Annotated in this window: 15 protein-coding genes, 1 tRNA gene and 2 pseudogenes; 12 read left to right on the top strand and 6 right to left on the bottom strand. The window is 47.9% G+C overall.

Annotation, left to right across the window (positions count from 1 at the left end; all coding sequences use genetic code 11):
* Nucleotides 1-17 precede the first annotated feature (17 nt).
* From DW996_RS12255 to DW996_RS12235, 5 genes and pseudogenes are all read right to left on the bottom strand, one after another.
* A complete protein-coding gene (locus tag DW996_RS12255) occupies nucleotides 18-1,946 on the bottom strand; it encodes an ABC transporter permease (protein ID WP_330428970.1) in 1,929 nt (642 codons plus the stop codon).
* A 133-nt stretch (nucleotides 1,947-2,079) separates the two neighbouring features.
* A pseudogene (locus tag DW996_RS14960) lies at nucleotides 2,080-2,846 on the bottom strand (ABC transporter ATP-binding protein).
* A gap of 77 nt (nucleotides 2,847-2,923) precedes the next feature.
* Nucleotides 2,924-4,111 carry a hypothetical protein gene (locus tag DW996_RS12245; RefSeq protein ID WP_033121506.1) on the bottom strand — a complete coding sequence of 396 codons (1,188 nt, stop codon included), beginning with the start codon at nucleotides 4,109-4,111 and terminating at the stop codon, nucleotides 2,924-2,926.
* A gap of 35 nt (nucleotides 4,112-4,146) precedes the next feature.
* Entirely contained in the window at nucleotides 4,147-4,854 is a 708-nt protein-coding gene (locus DW996_RS12240; RefSeq protein ID WP_055228676.1) for a hypothetical protein, read from the bottom strand.
* 10 nt (nucleotides 4,855-4,864) lie between these two features.
* Nucleotides 4,865-5,971 carry a DUF6076 domain-containing protein gene (locus DW996_RS12235; RefSeq protein ID WP_033121508.1) on the bottom strand — a complete coding sequence of 369 codons (1,107 nt, stop codon included), beginning with the start codon at nucleotides 5,969-5,971 and terminating at the stop codon, nucleotides 4,865-4,867.
* Nucleotides 5,972-6,193: 222 nt separating this feature from the next.
* On the opposite strand from DW996_RS12235, the gene DW996_RS12230 reads away from it, so the two are divergent.
* The 9 genes from DW996_RS12230 to DW996_RS12200 all read left to right on the top strand — a co-directional run bounded on the left by DW996_RS12230 (nucleotide 6,194) and on the right by DW996_RS12200 (nucleotide 12,460).
* Nucleotides 6,194-6,814: a CHC2 zinc finger domain-containing protein gene (locus DW996_RS12230; protein ID WP_033121509.1), complete on the top strand. Its 621-nt coding sequence runs from the start codon at nucleotides 6,194-6,196 to the stop codon at nucleotides 6,812-6,814.
* Nucleotides 6,789-7,658 (top strand): DUF5906 domain-containing protein, encoded by an 870-nt coding sequence (locus tag DW996_RS15065; protein ID WP_330422326.1) that lies wholly within the window; start codon nucleotides 6,789-6,791, stop codon nucleotides 7,656-7,658. Before DW996_RS12230 ends, DW996_RS15065 begins: the two co-directional genes overlap by 26 nt.
* On the top strand, nucleotides 7,652-8,161 hold the full coding sequence (locus DW996_RS15060; RefSeq protein WP_330427113.1) for a primase-like DNA-binding domain-containing protein: 510 nt from the start codon (nucleotides 7,652-7,654) through the stop codon (nucleotides 8,159-8,161). Before DW996_RS15065 ends, DW996_RS15060 begins: the two co-directional genes overlap by 7 nt.
* A gap of 400 nt (nucleotides 8,162-8,561) precedes the next feature.
* Nucleotides 8,562-8,777, top strand: coding sequence for a hypothetical protein (locus DW996_RS12215; RefSeq protein WP_055228675.1), 216 nt, complete (start codon nucleotides 8,562-8,564; stop codon nucleotides 8,775-8,777).
* Nucleotides 8,778-8,846: 69 nt separating this feature from the next.
* Nucleotides 8,847-9,035, top strand: coding sequence for a hypothetical protein (locus DW996_RS12905; protein WP_117856474.1), 189 nt, complete (start codon nucleotides 8,847-8,849; stop codon nucleotides 9,033-9,035).
* An 88-nt stretch (nucleotides 9,036-9,123) separates the two neighbouring features.
* On the top strand, nucleotides 9,124-10,413 hold the full coding sequence (locus DW996_RS12210; RefSeq protein WP_118536142.1) for a plasmid recombination protein: 1,290 nt from the start codon (nucleotides 9,124-9,126) through the stop codon (nucleotides 10,411-10,413).
* An 18-nt stretch (nucleotides 10,414-10,431) separates the two neighbouring features.
* Entirely contained in the window at nucleotides 10,432-10,734 is a 303-nt protein-coding gene (locus tag DW996_RS12205) for a hypothetical protein (RefSeq protein ID WP_033121834.1), read from the top strand.
* A gap of 80 nt (nucleotides 10,735-10,814) precedes the next feature.
* Nucleotides 10,815-11,369 (top strand): recombinase family protein, encoded by a 555-nt coding sequence (locus DW996_RS14615; protein WP_330422329.1) that lies wholly within the window; start codon nucleotides 10,815-10,817, stop codon nucleotides 11,367-11,369.
* Nucleotides 11,288-12,460, top strand: coding sequence for a DUF4368 domain-containing protein (locus DW996_RS12200; RefSeq protein ID WP_199664674.1), 1,173 nt, complete (start codon nucleotides 11,288-11,290; stop codon nucleotides 12,458-12,460). The genes DW996_RS14615 and DW996_RS12200 overlap by 82 nt, the downstream gene beginning before the upstream one ends.
* Before the next feature lie 108 nt (nucleotides 12,461-12,568).
* Here the strand turns inward: DW996_RS12200 and DW996_RS12195 are convergent.
* A tRNA-Leu gene (locus tag DW996_RS12195) sits at nucleotides 12,569-12,653 on the bottom strand.
* A 148-nt stretch (nucleotides 12,654-12,801) separates the two neighbouring features.
* Here DW996_RS12195 and DW996_RS12190 point away from each other — a divergent pair.
* The 3 genes and pseudogenes from DW996_RS12190 to DW996_RS12180 all read left to right on the top strand — a co-directional run.
* Nucleotides 12,802-12,939: a helix-turn-helix domain-containing protein gene (locus DW996_RS12190; RefSeq protein ID WP_243098775.1), complete on the top strand. Its 138-nt coding sequence runs from the start codon at nucleotides 12,802-12,804 to the stop codon at nucleotides 12,937-12,939.
* 211 nt (nucleotides 12,940-13,150) lie between these two features.
* Nucleotides 13,151-13,843: a response regulator transcription factor gene (locus tag DW996_RS12185; protein WP_015533258.1), complete on the top strand. Its 693-nt coding sequence runs from the start codon at nucleotides 13,151-13,153 to the stop codon at nucleotides 13,841-13,843.
* Nucleotides 13,840-14,113: pseudogene (locus DW996_RS12180) on the top strand (sensor histidine kinase); the annotation flags it as partial. The gene DW996_RS12185 and the pseudogene DW996_RS12180, both read left to right, overlap by 4 nt.

The raw sequence follows: 14,113 nt of genomic DNA, 5'->3' as shown, positions 1-14,113 counted from the left end.
CAGCACCTCCTTCCAAATTATTCTTCTCTCTGCGGCTGCATCAGTGTCAGCAAATACCGATCACTGGAGCGCTTGACCACTCTCATATAAATATATTCTATCACGCAAAGTAGTAAAATCATAGCAGCAGATACAAGCAGCATTTCAGACACTGTCCCACGGGTTCGGGACGAGAGTATCCCTGTAAATAACGCCCTGACTCCAAACAGACTGCTGACAGCCGCAACCAATACAGGAAGTCCCATAAACCAGGTAATTTGCTTTCCAGCAGACTGGCAAAGGGTTTCGTAAGTAGCTCCCAGGCGGATCAGGGTCTGGTATCTGCGCCCGGTTTTTTGCTGACTCATCAGGAACTGAACACCCACGATGGTGTTGGCAACTACCAGGAAAACAATCGCAAGATAGAGGGTAATATAACTGGATGCTATGGTGTAGAAAAGCTGACGACCTATATTCTGAAGATAGCTTTCATATTCAATGCCAGTTTCGTCCAGCTTCTCGTTCAAATCCAAATATGCAGTCATAAGGCTATTTCCATCCAGAGCCTGCTCACTGAGCACCGCATTGACATAGGTATCATACATTCCCTGGCTATAATATAGGAATGCTTCATCCGGAAGAATCAATGCAAAGGACAAGGTTATAGAACGGTCCGTGACCAAATTCACAGACTGAACCTCTCCTGTAAGATGAATCGGACTACCATCCAGTTCCACCTTGGGCTGTCCGGCCAATACTTGGTTCAGCATTGCGGTACGGCTTACCATAGTAAACTCTGTATCAATATAGACAGCGGCCTCCTTTTCGCCTAATTGGAGAGCCGGTTTGCCGGACAATTCCAACAAACGATTATAGTCCGATAAACAAATCAAATATGGGTATGTGGCATAACCAAGATTGTTCAGAAGGACATCCCGGTCTTCCGACTGGGGCAGGCTCCGAAGAGAGTCCATAACAGCGTCCATGCTGTAGGCATTATCATAATCTTCTGTGGTGCGAATACGCCCAACCCTCATTTCAAAAAGCTCTGAAAATTGATTTTCCAAACCGTTTTCTTTCAGGGCTGCCTTTATATTCGGAAGAACCTGCGATGAATCTTCTGCAGTATGATCTTCAAAAGTATAGTCGATTACATGGCCAGAAGACAGGCTATTCGTTCCTGCAATTCCTACGCCCGCACCAAAACAACACAGCGCCGCCAGAATCAGCAGGGAGCTGATGGCCATGGAGGTTGACTGATGAATAACATTCTCCTGAATCTGCCGGAAGGTAAATACATGAAGCTGCTTATTTCCTTTTCCTTTCTTAACAATCAAAGCAATCAGCGCACGCATCCCATAGAAAAGCAGCATCGTACCAACTATGCCCAACAGCAAAGTCAGTCCCATCATACTTACCTTTGTCCATGCAATTCCCTGAATCGCCATGTAGTAAGCCACTGCCAACATCACACTTCCGCATATAGCAGCCAGTCCATAGATAACAGATGGCATTTGCTTTTTGGGGCGGTTCGTTGGCTGGGATAGCAAAGTACCGATCTCCTGGCGGCTGATTCGTCCACTCAAAATCAGAAGTGCCGTCAGCTTAATTGCCAGAAATCCTGCCAGCGTCCATTCAATTGCAGACCAGGATAAAGAAAACTGATGACCGATGATCCCCATGCCTACCAGCTTGGCGGTGACAAGACTGACAATTTCTGAAAGCACCACAGCCACAGGTAAGCCTATGAGCATGGCAAGAATACTGGTCAGGAAATCTTCCGCCAGAAGCATACCAAACAGTTTACTTCTACGCATCCCCAACATTAGATAAACACCAAACTCATGCCGTCTGCGCTCGAACTGATACTTGCAGGCAAAATAGATCAAAAAGAACAGAATACCGAGGGTCATCCCATAAAACGCAGGAATCAGAAGCAGGAGTTTGTCAACTGCGTCACTCTCCATTTTCTGCAAAAAGAGCATCACATCTTGAGTGGAGATGGAAAGAATCATGTAAAAGGCAACAATAGAAATCACCAGGGAGCTGAAAAACAGACCGTTTTCCTTTCGGCTGCGGTGGCTGTTCCGAAGAATGAGATTAGAGAACATTTGCGCTGCCCCCTCCCAGTTGCGCCATCACCTTCAGGATGCGCCCGTAGAACTCCTGCTGGCTTTCGTCTCCACGCCGAAGCTCATGAAAGATCACGCCGTCCTGGATGAACAGAATGCGCTTGCAAAAGCTGGCGGCATTGGAATCATGGGTTACCATCAGGATCGTAGCTTGTTCGTCACGATTCAGGCCGGACAGCTTCTCCATAAGACTTCTTGCGTTCTTAGAATCCAGCGCACCCGTCGGTTCATCGGCAAGGATCATTTGGGGATGTAAGATCAGAGCCCTTGCTGCCGCAACACGCTGACGCTGGCCGCCGGACATCTTGGACGGAAACTTATCCAGAACATCAGTGATTTCCAGATAGTCAGCCAACTGCTTCAGCCGCTGGCTGCTTTCTGCTTCGGATACCCCATGCAAGGAAGTCGGGAGCAGGATGTTTCCCTGCCAGTCAGGTTGTCCAGCAATTCAAAGTTCTGGAATAGATAACCAACTTTTTTGCCACGGTACTCTGCAAGAGCCTTTCCCTTGAGGGATTGCAGAGTATCGCCTTCCACCTGAATGCTTCCACCTGTGGGTTGAATCACAGTCGCAATACAATTGAGCAGTGTGGATTTACCGGAACCGCTGCTTCCCATAATGCCGAGAAACTCTCCCGGCATCACCTGGAAGGTGATCCCATTCAGTGCCTTTGTTTGACTTGGCACATTGCCATAGATTTTTGTTAAATTTTCAATATTCAAAATGGGTTTCATGTGAATACCTCCTATCATTTGTAATAAAATGATAGCATGGGAACACAGCAAATACCACTTACAGTGGTTGTAAGGATTCAAGATATAAGTGGCGGCTCAAGGGGGACGAGCATATATTTTGTAAGAGCATCAGGCGACAATGATAAAATATACCGGATCGCCTCCTTGGCAAACCAGTTCGTTTTAATTGTATCCCAATCAGCAAGTCGGATAATCTCTGCTGTGCCGTTCTCAAAATCAACTGAAATTTCGCCCCATTCGCCGTCGCAGTCTGCTTGATATTCGTAGATTGCGGCGGCGATTTTCTTTTTGCGCTTGGTTTTGGTTTTCTGTTTCAGCCGGACAGCATGGAGCGCACCTTCGGCAACCAGCAGTTCTGTCAGTTTGTCCACCGCTTTCCGGTAGGCTCGCTCTGCACCGCTGGCTGTGCTGCCCTCAAACATAATCGCCAATTCTTCAAAAGTGGGGCGGTTCTTCCATGAGCCAACTCGCCCGCAGGTCATACAGATTGCTAACCGTTTTTCGAGCAAGGTCTGTTCCCGGTAATTCAGCTTCTCAAATGCCCGCTGTACCTTTTCTGCTTGTATGCCGTTCCAGAGGATGTCGGTATAGTTCCAGCTATCGTCAAGGGCTATATCCTCGCCTGTTTCCTCGCCGTCCTCGTCCGTTATATAGAACGGCTGCTGGTTGCGGATTCCACGGACAACTTTCAGATATTCTTCCGCAAGAGCAAGGTCGCAGTTATACTTCTTGGAAAACTGGTTGACCGCATCTTTGGTGTTATGGTACAGCCACGCCATTGATCGCACCATTTTGTAATTGGTCAGAGAGGATACCGACCATTTTTCTTCGCCCATGCGGAAACGGAGCATAGAATCCCAGATGAACGGATAGATGTATGTAGCATACTCCGCACCCTTGGCAGGATCATAGTCCATCAGCTTTTGGAGCATTTGCTCCCGGCAGGAGATCTTTATATCGATAAATCGGTCTGTGTCGTACAGATTGCCGCCGTCCACACTGAGAAAGCCTTTGATGCGCTTGTTGAGCTGCGTTTCGTAGTGGTGCAGAAAGAACGAAAAATATAGCAAATTCTTTTCCCGCAAAGCAGACAGGATATATTCATTCAGACTGTCCACCGCTGGCGGTTCCGGTTCCAGTTGGAAGATGCGCTCTGCCACATAGGGGATGATGCCGTCACCGTGTGGATTAACTTGGTGCTTCGGTATGTATCCGGTCATGTTCCACGAAAAATCATTTAGCATAGCGCACCTCCCTTCTAAGTAATCAGCGGGAATAATTAACCATAATTCCAAGTTTGTCTTGCAGCATTTATATTATCCAGAAGAACAGATGCAGGATTTGCCTCGTAATAGTACGTGCTCATATCCAAAATGCCTTCTTCCATTTCACCCCACTCTGCTGTGCGAGAAACAAAGATTCTATTATATACACACCAATCGCATGTGGTGGTGAAAGCAGCAATATCTGCAAAGTCTTTTGGAAATACAATTCTTCTTCCATTTGATGTTGGCTTAAGATAGTTCTCCATTATTTCTTTGAAATTCTTCAGATCATAATCCGTAGCGTTTTCCAAAGCTTTACAGACAATCAATTCTTCGTGCGTGAATTCTGTAAGTGTTTCTAAATGGTTTGCAAGAATTAGACCATAAATAACGCAAACCTTTGGGCATTCTGCATTTACGGTTTGTTTGAACAGATTGGCTACGATAATAGCCTTTTCCGGGCTGGAGTTTACATAGTTGTAAAGCTCGTTCAATCTTCTTTCGAGATTAAAGCCAGATGCAAGACCGTTCAGTAGATGGCCGAGTTTGAAGGTATTGTATTCAGATAGAAGATCATTTCCTATTCCGCCTACAATTCCCGCAACTGGGTTTACTACGCCCAACACACCAATAGAGCCAGAACGGATTATTTTGGTCATAGGATTGTCCATAACCCGGCTAAGCGCATTCCCAATATCAGTTAAATCATATTTCTGTGCCATTACATATTCCTCATTTCGTCCGTAATTTTGCTTCTTTCTTCAAAGCAGCCTGTCCCATCTCTTTTTCGTAATCACCTTTGGCATAGGCGACATTGCTCAGCGCTCGAAGCATTTTATCCTTTGCCAGCTTTTTCATAACCTCTGCAAGATCAGCGTCCAGAGTACCACGCTTCACATAGCGGTTTATGGTGTTCAGCCGTTTCTCATAAATCTGTTTCACCGGATGATCGTCCGCAAGCTCCCGTTGTTCTCTGCCTTTCAGGTTGCCGATCTGTCGGCAAGTGCGGTGCAGCTTGTCCCCCGGTGCATAGCCGCCGCAGTATTTGGTGTGCCTTGCGTTGGTGGTGAGGAACCACTTGCCGCAGATTTTGCATTTTTTCGGGGCATGACCAACACATAAGCCCTCAAAAAGATCAGACCGGAACATCCCTACAAAGGATACATAGTGCATCCGCTTGACCAGCTTCGCAACTTTTTCGCCGGGACGGATGACCGATATATACTGAACGGAATTATTCAAAGTAGACATCCAGGCATTGCCCTCCGTGATAGAGAACTCCGGCGGAAAATAGTCGCCGAACATTTTTGCAAAACCCTCTGCGGTGCGTTCTGCTTCATTGCCGTCTGATTTTTCTGCAAAATCAAGCATGGCCGTTTGGTATTCCCCAAGGGAGTATGCCAGATGCCCGAAAACTGCGGTATAGCGTTGGAGCATCATCGCATCGGCAAAGTTCTGGATTTCTTCAAATTGCAAAGAATTGGTTGCGGCTTTTATGGCAAACTCCACATATTTCAGCGCATTGTCCACAGTAAAGACTTTTTCAATCCGTTCTCTGTGCTTTGAGATATTCATATAGGAGAACGGCGGTGTTTGACTGAGAATATCAAGCATCGTCAGAGCAGCTTCCGTTGCAATAGGACAGAGTGCAGAAGCATCCTGTCCGGCGTTTAATATTCCAAGCAGCAGATTGATTTTCTCGCATTGCTCGTTCATCTTTGCGATGGTATCCGCAGGGACATTCAGCGCATCACAGGCAAGAGCGCCGACAGGAAGTGTTTTTCCCTCATATATGACCGTATCCTGCCAAAAATCCAATGTCATCAGTTCTTGGTTCATGCTTGCCCCTCCTGTCCTGTTTTTTCATTTTCTTAATTCTATCATGCTAATGTAAAGAAATCTACATCTATCCATAAGTTGTCCTGTTTTTTGAAACGGGGTTGTCCTCCGATTAGCCTGTTTTTTGAAAAATCCGGCATAACCATAGTAGAAGGAGCCAAACCCCTGCCAATCACGGCGGGTGTTTCGTGCTTTCTAAATACTATGAACGGAGGTTTTTCTATGACAATCTATGAAATCATCAAGGCGGCAATCAGCGTAAAGCAAGCCGCAAAACACTACGGGCTGAATGTCAACCGCAATGGTATGGCTTGCTGCCCGTTCCACAACGACAGGCATCCGAGCTTGAAGCTGAACGAGGATTATTTCTTCTGCTTCGGCTGCGGAGCCAAGGGGGATGTAATCGACCTTGTGGCAAGACTGTTCGATCTGAGCAGTTATGAAGCAGCGCAAAAGCTGGCTGCGGACTTCGGGCTTGACCCGAAACCGCCCACTGCCGCAGCTATGGTCAAGCCAAAGCGTCCCTATATCCGTCAGTTCCGGGAGAATGAAATGCTGTGTTTCCGGGTGCTGACGGATTATCTGCATCTGCTGGAAGATTGGAAAATACGATACGCACCCAAGACACCGGAAGATGCTCTGGATGACCGTTTTGTGGAAGCCTGCCAGATGCACTGCTATATCGAATATATGGCAGATGTGCTGACGGTGGGTGATCTGGAAGAACGGGTGGCATTGGTGGACAAGCTGATGCAGGACGACAAAATTGCTTTTCTGCAAGAGTATACCGCACGAAAGAAAAAGGAGGTGGCGCACCGTGGCGAAGAACCGGAAAACGCCTAATATGAATTTTCCTGTCTGGTTTGACGGGCAGAACATCAACGAAGCTCTGTTTTGTGAAGAATTTCTGCATGAGCGCAGAATCATCTTCGCAAACGGAGCTTTTTTCACGCCCGATGGTCGAGTGACGGATGACCTTCCTCTGCGTGGGGAGATTTACGACAAGCTGAAATTTTGTGCCGTGAACAACATCCCACGGAAGATCACCAACATTCTGGAAGTGCTGAAACTGGAAGCGCAGGTGTCTGACTTCCCTCCGGAGCAGGATCGCATCCATGTTGCCAACGGTACGCTGCTCTTGAACGGCACTTTCACCGAAGGCAGACCGGCTATCGTGCGAAGCCGTCTGCCTGTCGGCTATAATCCCGATGCTCCTGCACCGGTGATCTGGCTGAACTTTCTGGATGGGTTGCTTTACGCCGAGGACATTCCAACTTTGCAGGAGTTTATCGGCTATTGCCTGATTCCCTCCAACAAGGGGCAGCGCATGATGGTGATTAAAGGCAACGGTGGCGAGGGTAAATCTCAAATCGGTGCGGTGCTGTCCACCATCTTCGGCACGAATATGAAAGACGGCAGCATCGGGAAGATTTCTGAAAACCGTTTTGCCCGTGCCGATCTGGAACACATCCTGCTGTGCGTGGATGATGATATGCGGATGGAAGCTCTGCGTCAGACCAACTATGTAAAATCCATCGTGACTGCACAGGGCAAAATGGACTTGGAACGCAAGGGCAAGCAGAGTTATCAGGGCTGGATGTTTGCCCGGTTGCTGGCATTCAGCAATGGTGATCTGCAAGCCTATATGATCGCAGCGATGGTTTTTACCGCAGACAGCTTGTGCTGACCACCAAAGAAAAGCCCATGGACAGAGCCGATGATCCTGACCTTGCAGAGAAGATGAAAGCTGAAGCCGAGGGTATCTTCCTGTGGGCATTTGAAGGCTTACAGCGGCTTGTTGCCAACAACTTTAAGTTTACGGAGAGTGACCGTATCCGGAAAAACCGGGAAGCGGTCAAGCGTGACAACAACAATATCTTTGATTTCATGGAGTCGGAGGGATACATCCGATTGAAAGCGGATGCTTCCATCAGCTCTAAGGATTTCTATGAAATCTACCGGATGTGGTGTGAGGAAAACTCCCTTGCACCGCTGAAAGCCCGTAGCTTCAGCGATGCCATGATTGCCAATGCCGGGAGATTCAATCTGGAGCATTGCAACAACATCACCAACTCTGCCGGACGGCGGGTGTGGGGCTTTATGGGCGTGGAAGCTGTGGCAAGACCTCATATAAATGGATTTTACGATGTTTCGCCGTGTACGTACGTACCGGAGGACTGGCGGGATTGATTTTGCCAGTCATGCTCTGTACGTATGTACGCAGCATTTACCCCTGTTTTCTTCCGTTATAGGAAACAGCAGCTTTCAAAGCTGACCTGTTTTCGGGCATTAAAAATCAATGGTAATGGAAACAGCAAAGTTTTTGACCGCAGGACGAAACTATTTCACGAAATCGTGCTTCTCTGAACCGTGTACCCTGTTCACGGAACAATGGGTGTTTTCACTGTTCCAGACCAAACCACACAAAACGGCAAAGTGGGATATGGTCATATATGGACAGGACATCACAAGCGAAATTCTGAACGGATTTCGGAGATTGCAGATTTTTCACTGTTCGGTGCATCCACTCCACCTTGGAGCGCAGAGGTTGCACCGACACATGAACTGAATTATGGAGGATTTTATCAATATGAATATACGCAACGAAATAAAGGCACAGATCATCCGTGCCGGGATGACCATGCAGGAAGTTGTTGACCTGCTCTCGGACGAGTACGGATGGAGCGACAGCGTTTCCAACCTGTCCGCAAAATTACAGCGGGAAAGTATACGATACAAGGAAGTATTGGAGCTTGCCGCTGTGCTTGGTTACGACATCGTATGGCAGAAAAGACGGGAGAAGTGATACCCCGGCAACAGCCCTCCGCATCTCCCGTCCCCATAGGCGCACCGCAGTGCTGCCCATGGACAGGCAGTGAAAGATACGGTTTTCGCTGCCATCGTCTGCAAGAAATGTTCCGCAGAACAGCTTCATGCAGACGGGCTGACCAAGGTAAAAGGCGCAGACATTTTGCCTTGGTCAGCAGAGGTCACCGCAGTGACCGCATTCCCCCTCGGGAGAGCCCTCGGAGAGCCCACGGCACTTTGTAGCCAGCATGGATGAAAGTGTAATAGTGGGTTATTACACTTTGAAAAAGTGCCGTTCCTCAGCCCTCCGCTGTCTGCAAATCTTAAAGAAAGGACAAAAATCTATGGCAAGAAATGATGGAATTGATCGTACCTTAGCCAGAAATCAGGACTTGGAAACTCCGGATGATGTGACAAAAGTACAGGAACACAATGAGCGTGAAAAAGACCGTTATTCCAATGTGGACATCGTGCCGGAACGTACTGCGCTGAATGTTCACTTCAAGTCTCCCACTGACGATTATGTAAAAATGTTTGAGCAGATGGAGCAGGACAAGATCATCTCCACCAGAGGGCTGAAACCGGATGCCGTCAAATATGGCGAGTTGGTTTTCGATGTGAACTCCGCTTATTTCTACAACCACGGCGGCTATGAGTTTGCAAAACAGTTTTATGCCGATGCCTATAAAGCCGCCGTGGAGATCGTGGGCGGTGAGCAGTATATCCTCTCCGCTGTAATGCATGCCGACGAGCGCAACCGGGCAATGTCGGAAGCTCTGGGTGAGGATGTGTACCACTATCACCTTCATGTGGTTTATATCCCGGTGGTGGAGAAACAAATCCTGTGGTCGAAGCGATGCAAGGATGAATCCCTCTGGGGAACGGTAAAGGAAACGATCACACAGGTCAGCCGCAGTAAGAAGTGGGAATCCAAACCCGTTCTTGATGAAAACGGAAATCCTATGTTGAACGCAAAAGGGAAAAAGATTTTGAAGTCGTCCTACAGTGTGCTGCAGGATGACTTTTTCAATTTCATGCGAAACGCTGGTTATACCGATGTAGAGCGTGGAGAATGTGGCAGCACCGAAGAACATCTGACGGTGACACAGTTCAAGGTACAGGCCGAACAGCAGCGTTTGGAAGCTGTGACCGGACAGGTGGCACAGGCCGAGCAGAGCTTAGCGGATGCCAAAGCTGCCACGGAGAAGCAGAAAAAGAAACTGGAAGCTCTGAAAAAGGAAACTCAGGCTGCTAAGTCTGTTGCTATGACTGCACATGAGATTGAGTCGATGGGCAAGAAAAATCCCATTACGGGAAATGTTACCATGACGGCGGATGAGTGCCGCACGCTAAAGGATTATGCGGTCAGCAGCTTTGCGGAAAAGTCTGAGAAGCTGAAATACAAGCAGAAATTCGAGCAGGCAGATAAAAACGCAAAGATATGGAAAGACCGTTTTGAAAAACTGAACAAAGACTATGAGGAGCTGAAACAAAAAGCCCAGCCTTTCCTGGATGCGATTGAGATTGCATCTGAAAAGGTCTGGGCTTTTATCAATGCCATCCTCGCCAGGGGAAAGGAACTGTATGAACACAAACACCCTGCCCGCAATCGTGGACAGGACATGGAAATTTAAGAAAGGAACTATTTGCCTATGAAGAAAACCGTAGATGAAATTAACAAGATGATTATGGAAGATGCCCCGATGGAAGAAATCAACGATGCCATCGGCTATATTGATATTTGCTCCTGCTTCGATCCGATTTTTGAGCCGCCTATTGATTTTCTGGAAGAATGCCGCAAGCGTTGGGAAGCGGCACAGTCCTCTTTCTGCAAAACCATTGAGTGCAAGATCGGAAACACATGGTATGTGATTGAAACGGAGTGTGATGGAAATGAGCCACTTACCGACAAGGTAAAACGGCTCATTTTTTCTGACAAGGGGGTGATTTGTTAATGACTGCGACACAAAAGCATGATATAATTCCAATATGCACAACGGTACTGTCGGCTGACCAACCACCGAAGGAGGATATTATGTTGGATCAGCAGAAAATTACCATTCTCTATTGCCGTCTGAGCAACGAGGATGCCCAGGAAGGCGAGAGTAACAGTATCGCAAATCAGAGAGAGTATTTAACCCGATATGCCCGTGACCACGGGTATACAAACCTGAAAATTCTGGTGGATGACGGCTATACGGGGACGAACTTCAATCGTCCCGGTGTGCAGGAAGGCTTTGAGCTTGTCAAGCAGGGGCTTGTGGGCTGCTGGCTGGTCAAAGACCTCAGCCGCTTTGGTCGTGACTATCTGACTGTTGGACAATATACGGATATTATCTTTCCGAGTTATGATGTCCGCTTTATCGCTATAAATGATGGCGTAGACAGCAACCGGGGAGACAGCGAGGCTTCGCCGCAATCCGTAATCTGTTCAACGAGTGGTATCCCCGTGATACCAGCAAGAAAGTCCGTGTCAGTTTGCGGCAGAGAGGAACCAGTGGGAAGCACATGGGCAAACCGCCCTACGGATACCGCTGTGACCCGGAGGACAAGGATCACTGGATTCTGGATGAAGAAGCGGCTCCGGTAGTCAAGCTCATCTTCGACCTTTGCATTGACGGCAAAGGCCCGGAGCAGATTGCAAGGATTCTGGAAGAAAAGCAGATTATGACCGCAAAGGCACTCTATGCCAAGCGAAAGAAAAAGCCGATGCCGGAAAGACCGTACCACTGGGGCAACCAGTCCATTGCAGGGATTTTGGAACGGCAGGAGTACACAGGCTGTACCTGCAACTTCAAGACTTATTCCAAGTCCTACAAGCTGAAAAAGCGGATTCCCAATGAGCCGGAGAATATGTTTTATCTGCCGGACACACAGGAAGCGATTGTATCTCAGGCACAGTTTGACAGGGTGCAGGAACTGAGGAAAAACAAACGCCGCCCCGCAAAAGCGGAACGGCAGGGATTGTTCTCCGGGCTTCTGTTTTGTGCCGATTGCGGCGGCAAGCTCCACTTTGCCACAAGCAAAAGCTTTGAGGGCAAGCAGGATCACTACGTCTGCAACAACTACAAGAGCAACCGTGGTACTTGTACTGCCCACTATATCCGGGAAGATGTGCTTCGTGAAATCGTTCTGGAACGCATCCGGGCAGTCAATGAGTATATCCGAAGCGATGTGGACGGTTTTCAGGAGGAATGGCTGCAATGCCGCAGGACTGACCAGGAGCGCAGCATCCGGGATGACAAAAAGAAGCTGGAACAGGCAAAGAAACGCCTTGCCGATCTGGATGTCATCATCGCCCGGCTGTACGAGGACTATGTTCTTGGAAATCTCAATCAGGACAGATACAGAAAGATGTCTGCGGACTATGAAGCGGAGCAGGAACGGTTAAAGCTCGAAATTGAAGTTATCGAAGAATGGGTGGAACAGCGGGAAGAAATGAACGACGGTCTGGATGCCTTTATCGCCCTGACACAGAAATATGTGGATGTGGAGGAGCTGACACAGACCATCGTGAACGAGTATATCAAGAAAATCATCGTCTATGCCCCGGACAAATCCAGCGGCAAGCGCAAGCAGAAAGTGAAGATTTTCTTCAACTTCGTGGACGATGTAGATATTCCCGTTATTTCCGAGCCTATCATCACGCAAACAACCTATGAACACAGAAAAACGGCGTGACCTTCGGGTCACACCGTTCTCTGCGACAAAATAGTTACTTGTCACTATTAAGCCTTGATTTTACTGGATTTCGAGGCTTTTTGATATACACGTTTAATACCTAACAAATGCGGAAGATGGGACTTGAACCCACACGTTCGCAATGAACACAAGATCCTTAGTCTTGCTCGTCTGCCAGTTCCGACACTTCCGCATATCATCTCGCGACGACCTGATTATAATATCAAAACACAGAAACAATGTCAACCCTTTTTTGACTTTTATTTTGCATGCCAAAAAACTACATACGAAGAAGATATTTCATGGTAATATAAATGTATCAACAGGATAGGAGTAGATACATGGCACAGGAAAATGTTGGCGCATTCATGCAGAAAATGCGCAGAGAAAAGGGCATGACACAAAAAGAACTCGCAGATATCTTACATATCAGTGACAAGACGATCTCAAAATGGGAGACAGGAGTTTCCCATAGTTAAAGATACCACACCAAATATGATGAACCCACGCTTATACACTACCAGCTATAATAAACCGCAAGGACAGCAATTTGATGATACTGCTGTCCTTTCTTTTATAAAATTGCAGTACACATAAAAAAGCTGTAAAATGATAAATATATTTGTCCTTGTAACAATTCTCGGACATTTGCCTGTTATACTATCTGCAAAAAGCAAAGGAAGTGAGAATATGGAGCAGATTTTAATTGTCGAGGACGACAGTTTTTTGAATAAGATGTTAGACTATAACCTGACCGCAGACGGCTACGGCGTGACTTCTGCCCTAAATGCCAGAACCGCAGCCGAAGCCATCCGCCAGCGGGAATTTGATTTAGTGCTGCTGGACATCAACCTGCCGGACGGGAACGGTTTTGAACTGTGCAAGCTGATAAAGCCCCAGCACCCGGACACCATCGTAATATTCCTGACCGCCAACGATCAGGAGAGCGACCAGATACGGGGCTATGAGGTGGGCGCGGTGGACTACATCACAAAGCCCTTTGTGATCGGGGCCTTGCAGCGAAAAATCAAAGCCATGTTCGCCATGCTGGAACACCACAAACCGGCCAAGGACATTTACGACGACGGGCGGTTGTTTCTGGACTTCTCGGAGCAGACGGCTTCCTTAAACGGCAAGCCCCTGACTCTATCCCCGATGGAGTACAAAATGCTGAACCTGTTTCGTAAAAATCCCCGGCAAGTGCTGACCCGTGGGCAGCTTTTGGAAAAGCTGTGGGATATAGACGAGCGGTTTGTGGACGAACACACCCTGACAACCTCCATCAGCCGTATTCGCAGCAAGATTGAAGCCGACGGCGGCGCACCCTACATCAAGACCGTTTACGGCATGGGGTATCAATGGACGGGAGGCGAGGTAAAATGAAGTTTCAAAACCTCTCGGTAAAGCGGCTGTTTGGCCGGGTGGCAATGGAGCTTGTCCTCTCCATGTCCGGGATCACCATAGCCCTGTTTCTTGTGACAAAACAGATTGCGGTGCTGCTGACAGGCGGGACGCTGCTGCTGTGCGCCCTTGTGGGGATTTTTGTACTGACGCAGGCGTTTGGAAAGCGGCTGTCGCAGTTTACCGCTGACCTGTGCCAGACCTTAGACCACATGATCGCCGGGAATGAAGCGCCCCAGCGGCCAGAGGACA

This window comes from Roseburia sp. AM51-8 (assembly GCF_003478275.1).
Classification (GTDB): domain Bacteria; phylum Bacillota; class Clostridia; order Lachnospirales; family Lachnospiraceae; genus Pararoseburia; species Pararoseburia lenta.
The sequence above is the reverse complement of the archived record's forward strand: the minus strand, read 5'-3'. Positions and strand labels throughout refer to the sequence as shown.

Coding starts and splice junctions, on each gene's coding strand:
- DW996_RS12215 (WP_055228675.1), top strand. CDS start 8,562: ATGAATATACGCAACGAAATAAAGGCACAGATCATCCGTGCCGGGATG.
- DW996_RS12245 (WP_033121506.1), bottom strand. CDS start 4,111: ATGCTAAATGATTTTTCGTGGAACATGACCGGATACATACCGAAGCAC.
- DW996_RS14615 (WP_330422329.1), top strand. CDS start 10,815: ATGTTGGATCAGCAGAAAATTACCATTCTCTATTGCCGTCTGAGCAAC.
- DW996_RS12185 (WP_015533258.1), top strand. CDS start 13,151: ATGGAGCAGATTTTAATTGTCGAGGACGACAGTTTTTTGAATAAGATG.
- DW996_RS12205 (WP_033121834.1), top strand. CDS start 10,432: ATGAAGAAAACCGTAGATGAAATTAACAAGATGATTATGGAAGATGCC.
- DW996_RS12235 (WP_033121508.1), bottom strand. CDS start 5,971: ATGAACCAAGAACTGATGACATTGGATTTTTGGCAGGATACGGTCATA.
- DW996_RS12255 (WP_330428970.1), bottom strand. CDS start 1,946: ATGGAGAGTGACGCAGTTGACAAACTCCTGCTTCTGATTCCTGCGTTT.
- DW996_RS12190 (WP_243098775.1), top strand. CDS start 12,802: ATGGCACAGGAAAATGTTGGCGCATTCATGCAGAAAATGCGCAGAGAA.
- DW996_RS12200 (WP_199664674.1), top strand. CDS start 11,288: ATGGGCAAACCGCCCTACGGATACCGCTGTGACCCGGAGGACAAGGAT.
- DW996_RS12230 (WP_033121509.1), top strand. CDS start 6,194: ATGACAATCTATGAAATCATCAAGGCGGCAATCAGCGTAAAGCAAGCC.
- DW996_RS12240 (WP_055228676.1), bottom strand. CDS start 4,854: ATGGCACAGAAATATGATTTAACTGATATTGGGAATGCGCTTAGCCGG.
- DW996_RS12210 (WP_118536142.1), top strand. CDS start 9,124: ATGGCAAGAAATGATGGAATTGATCGTACCTTAGCCAGAAATCAGGAC.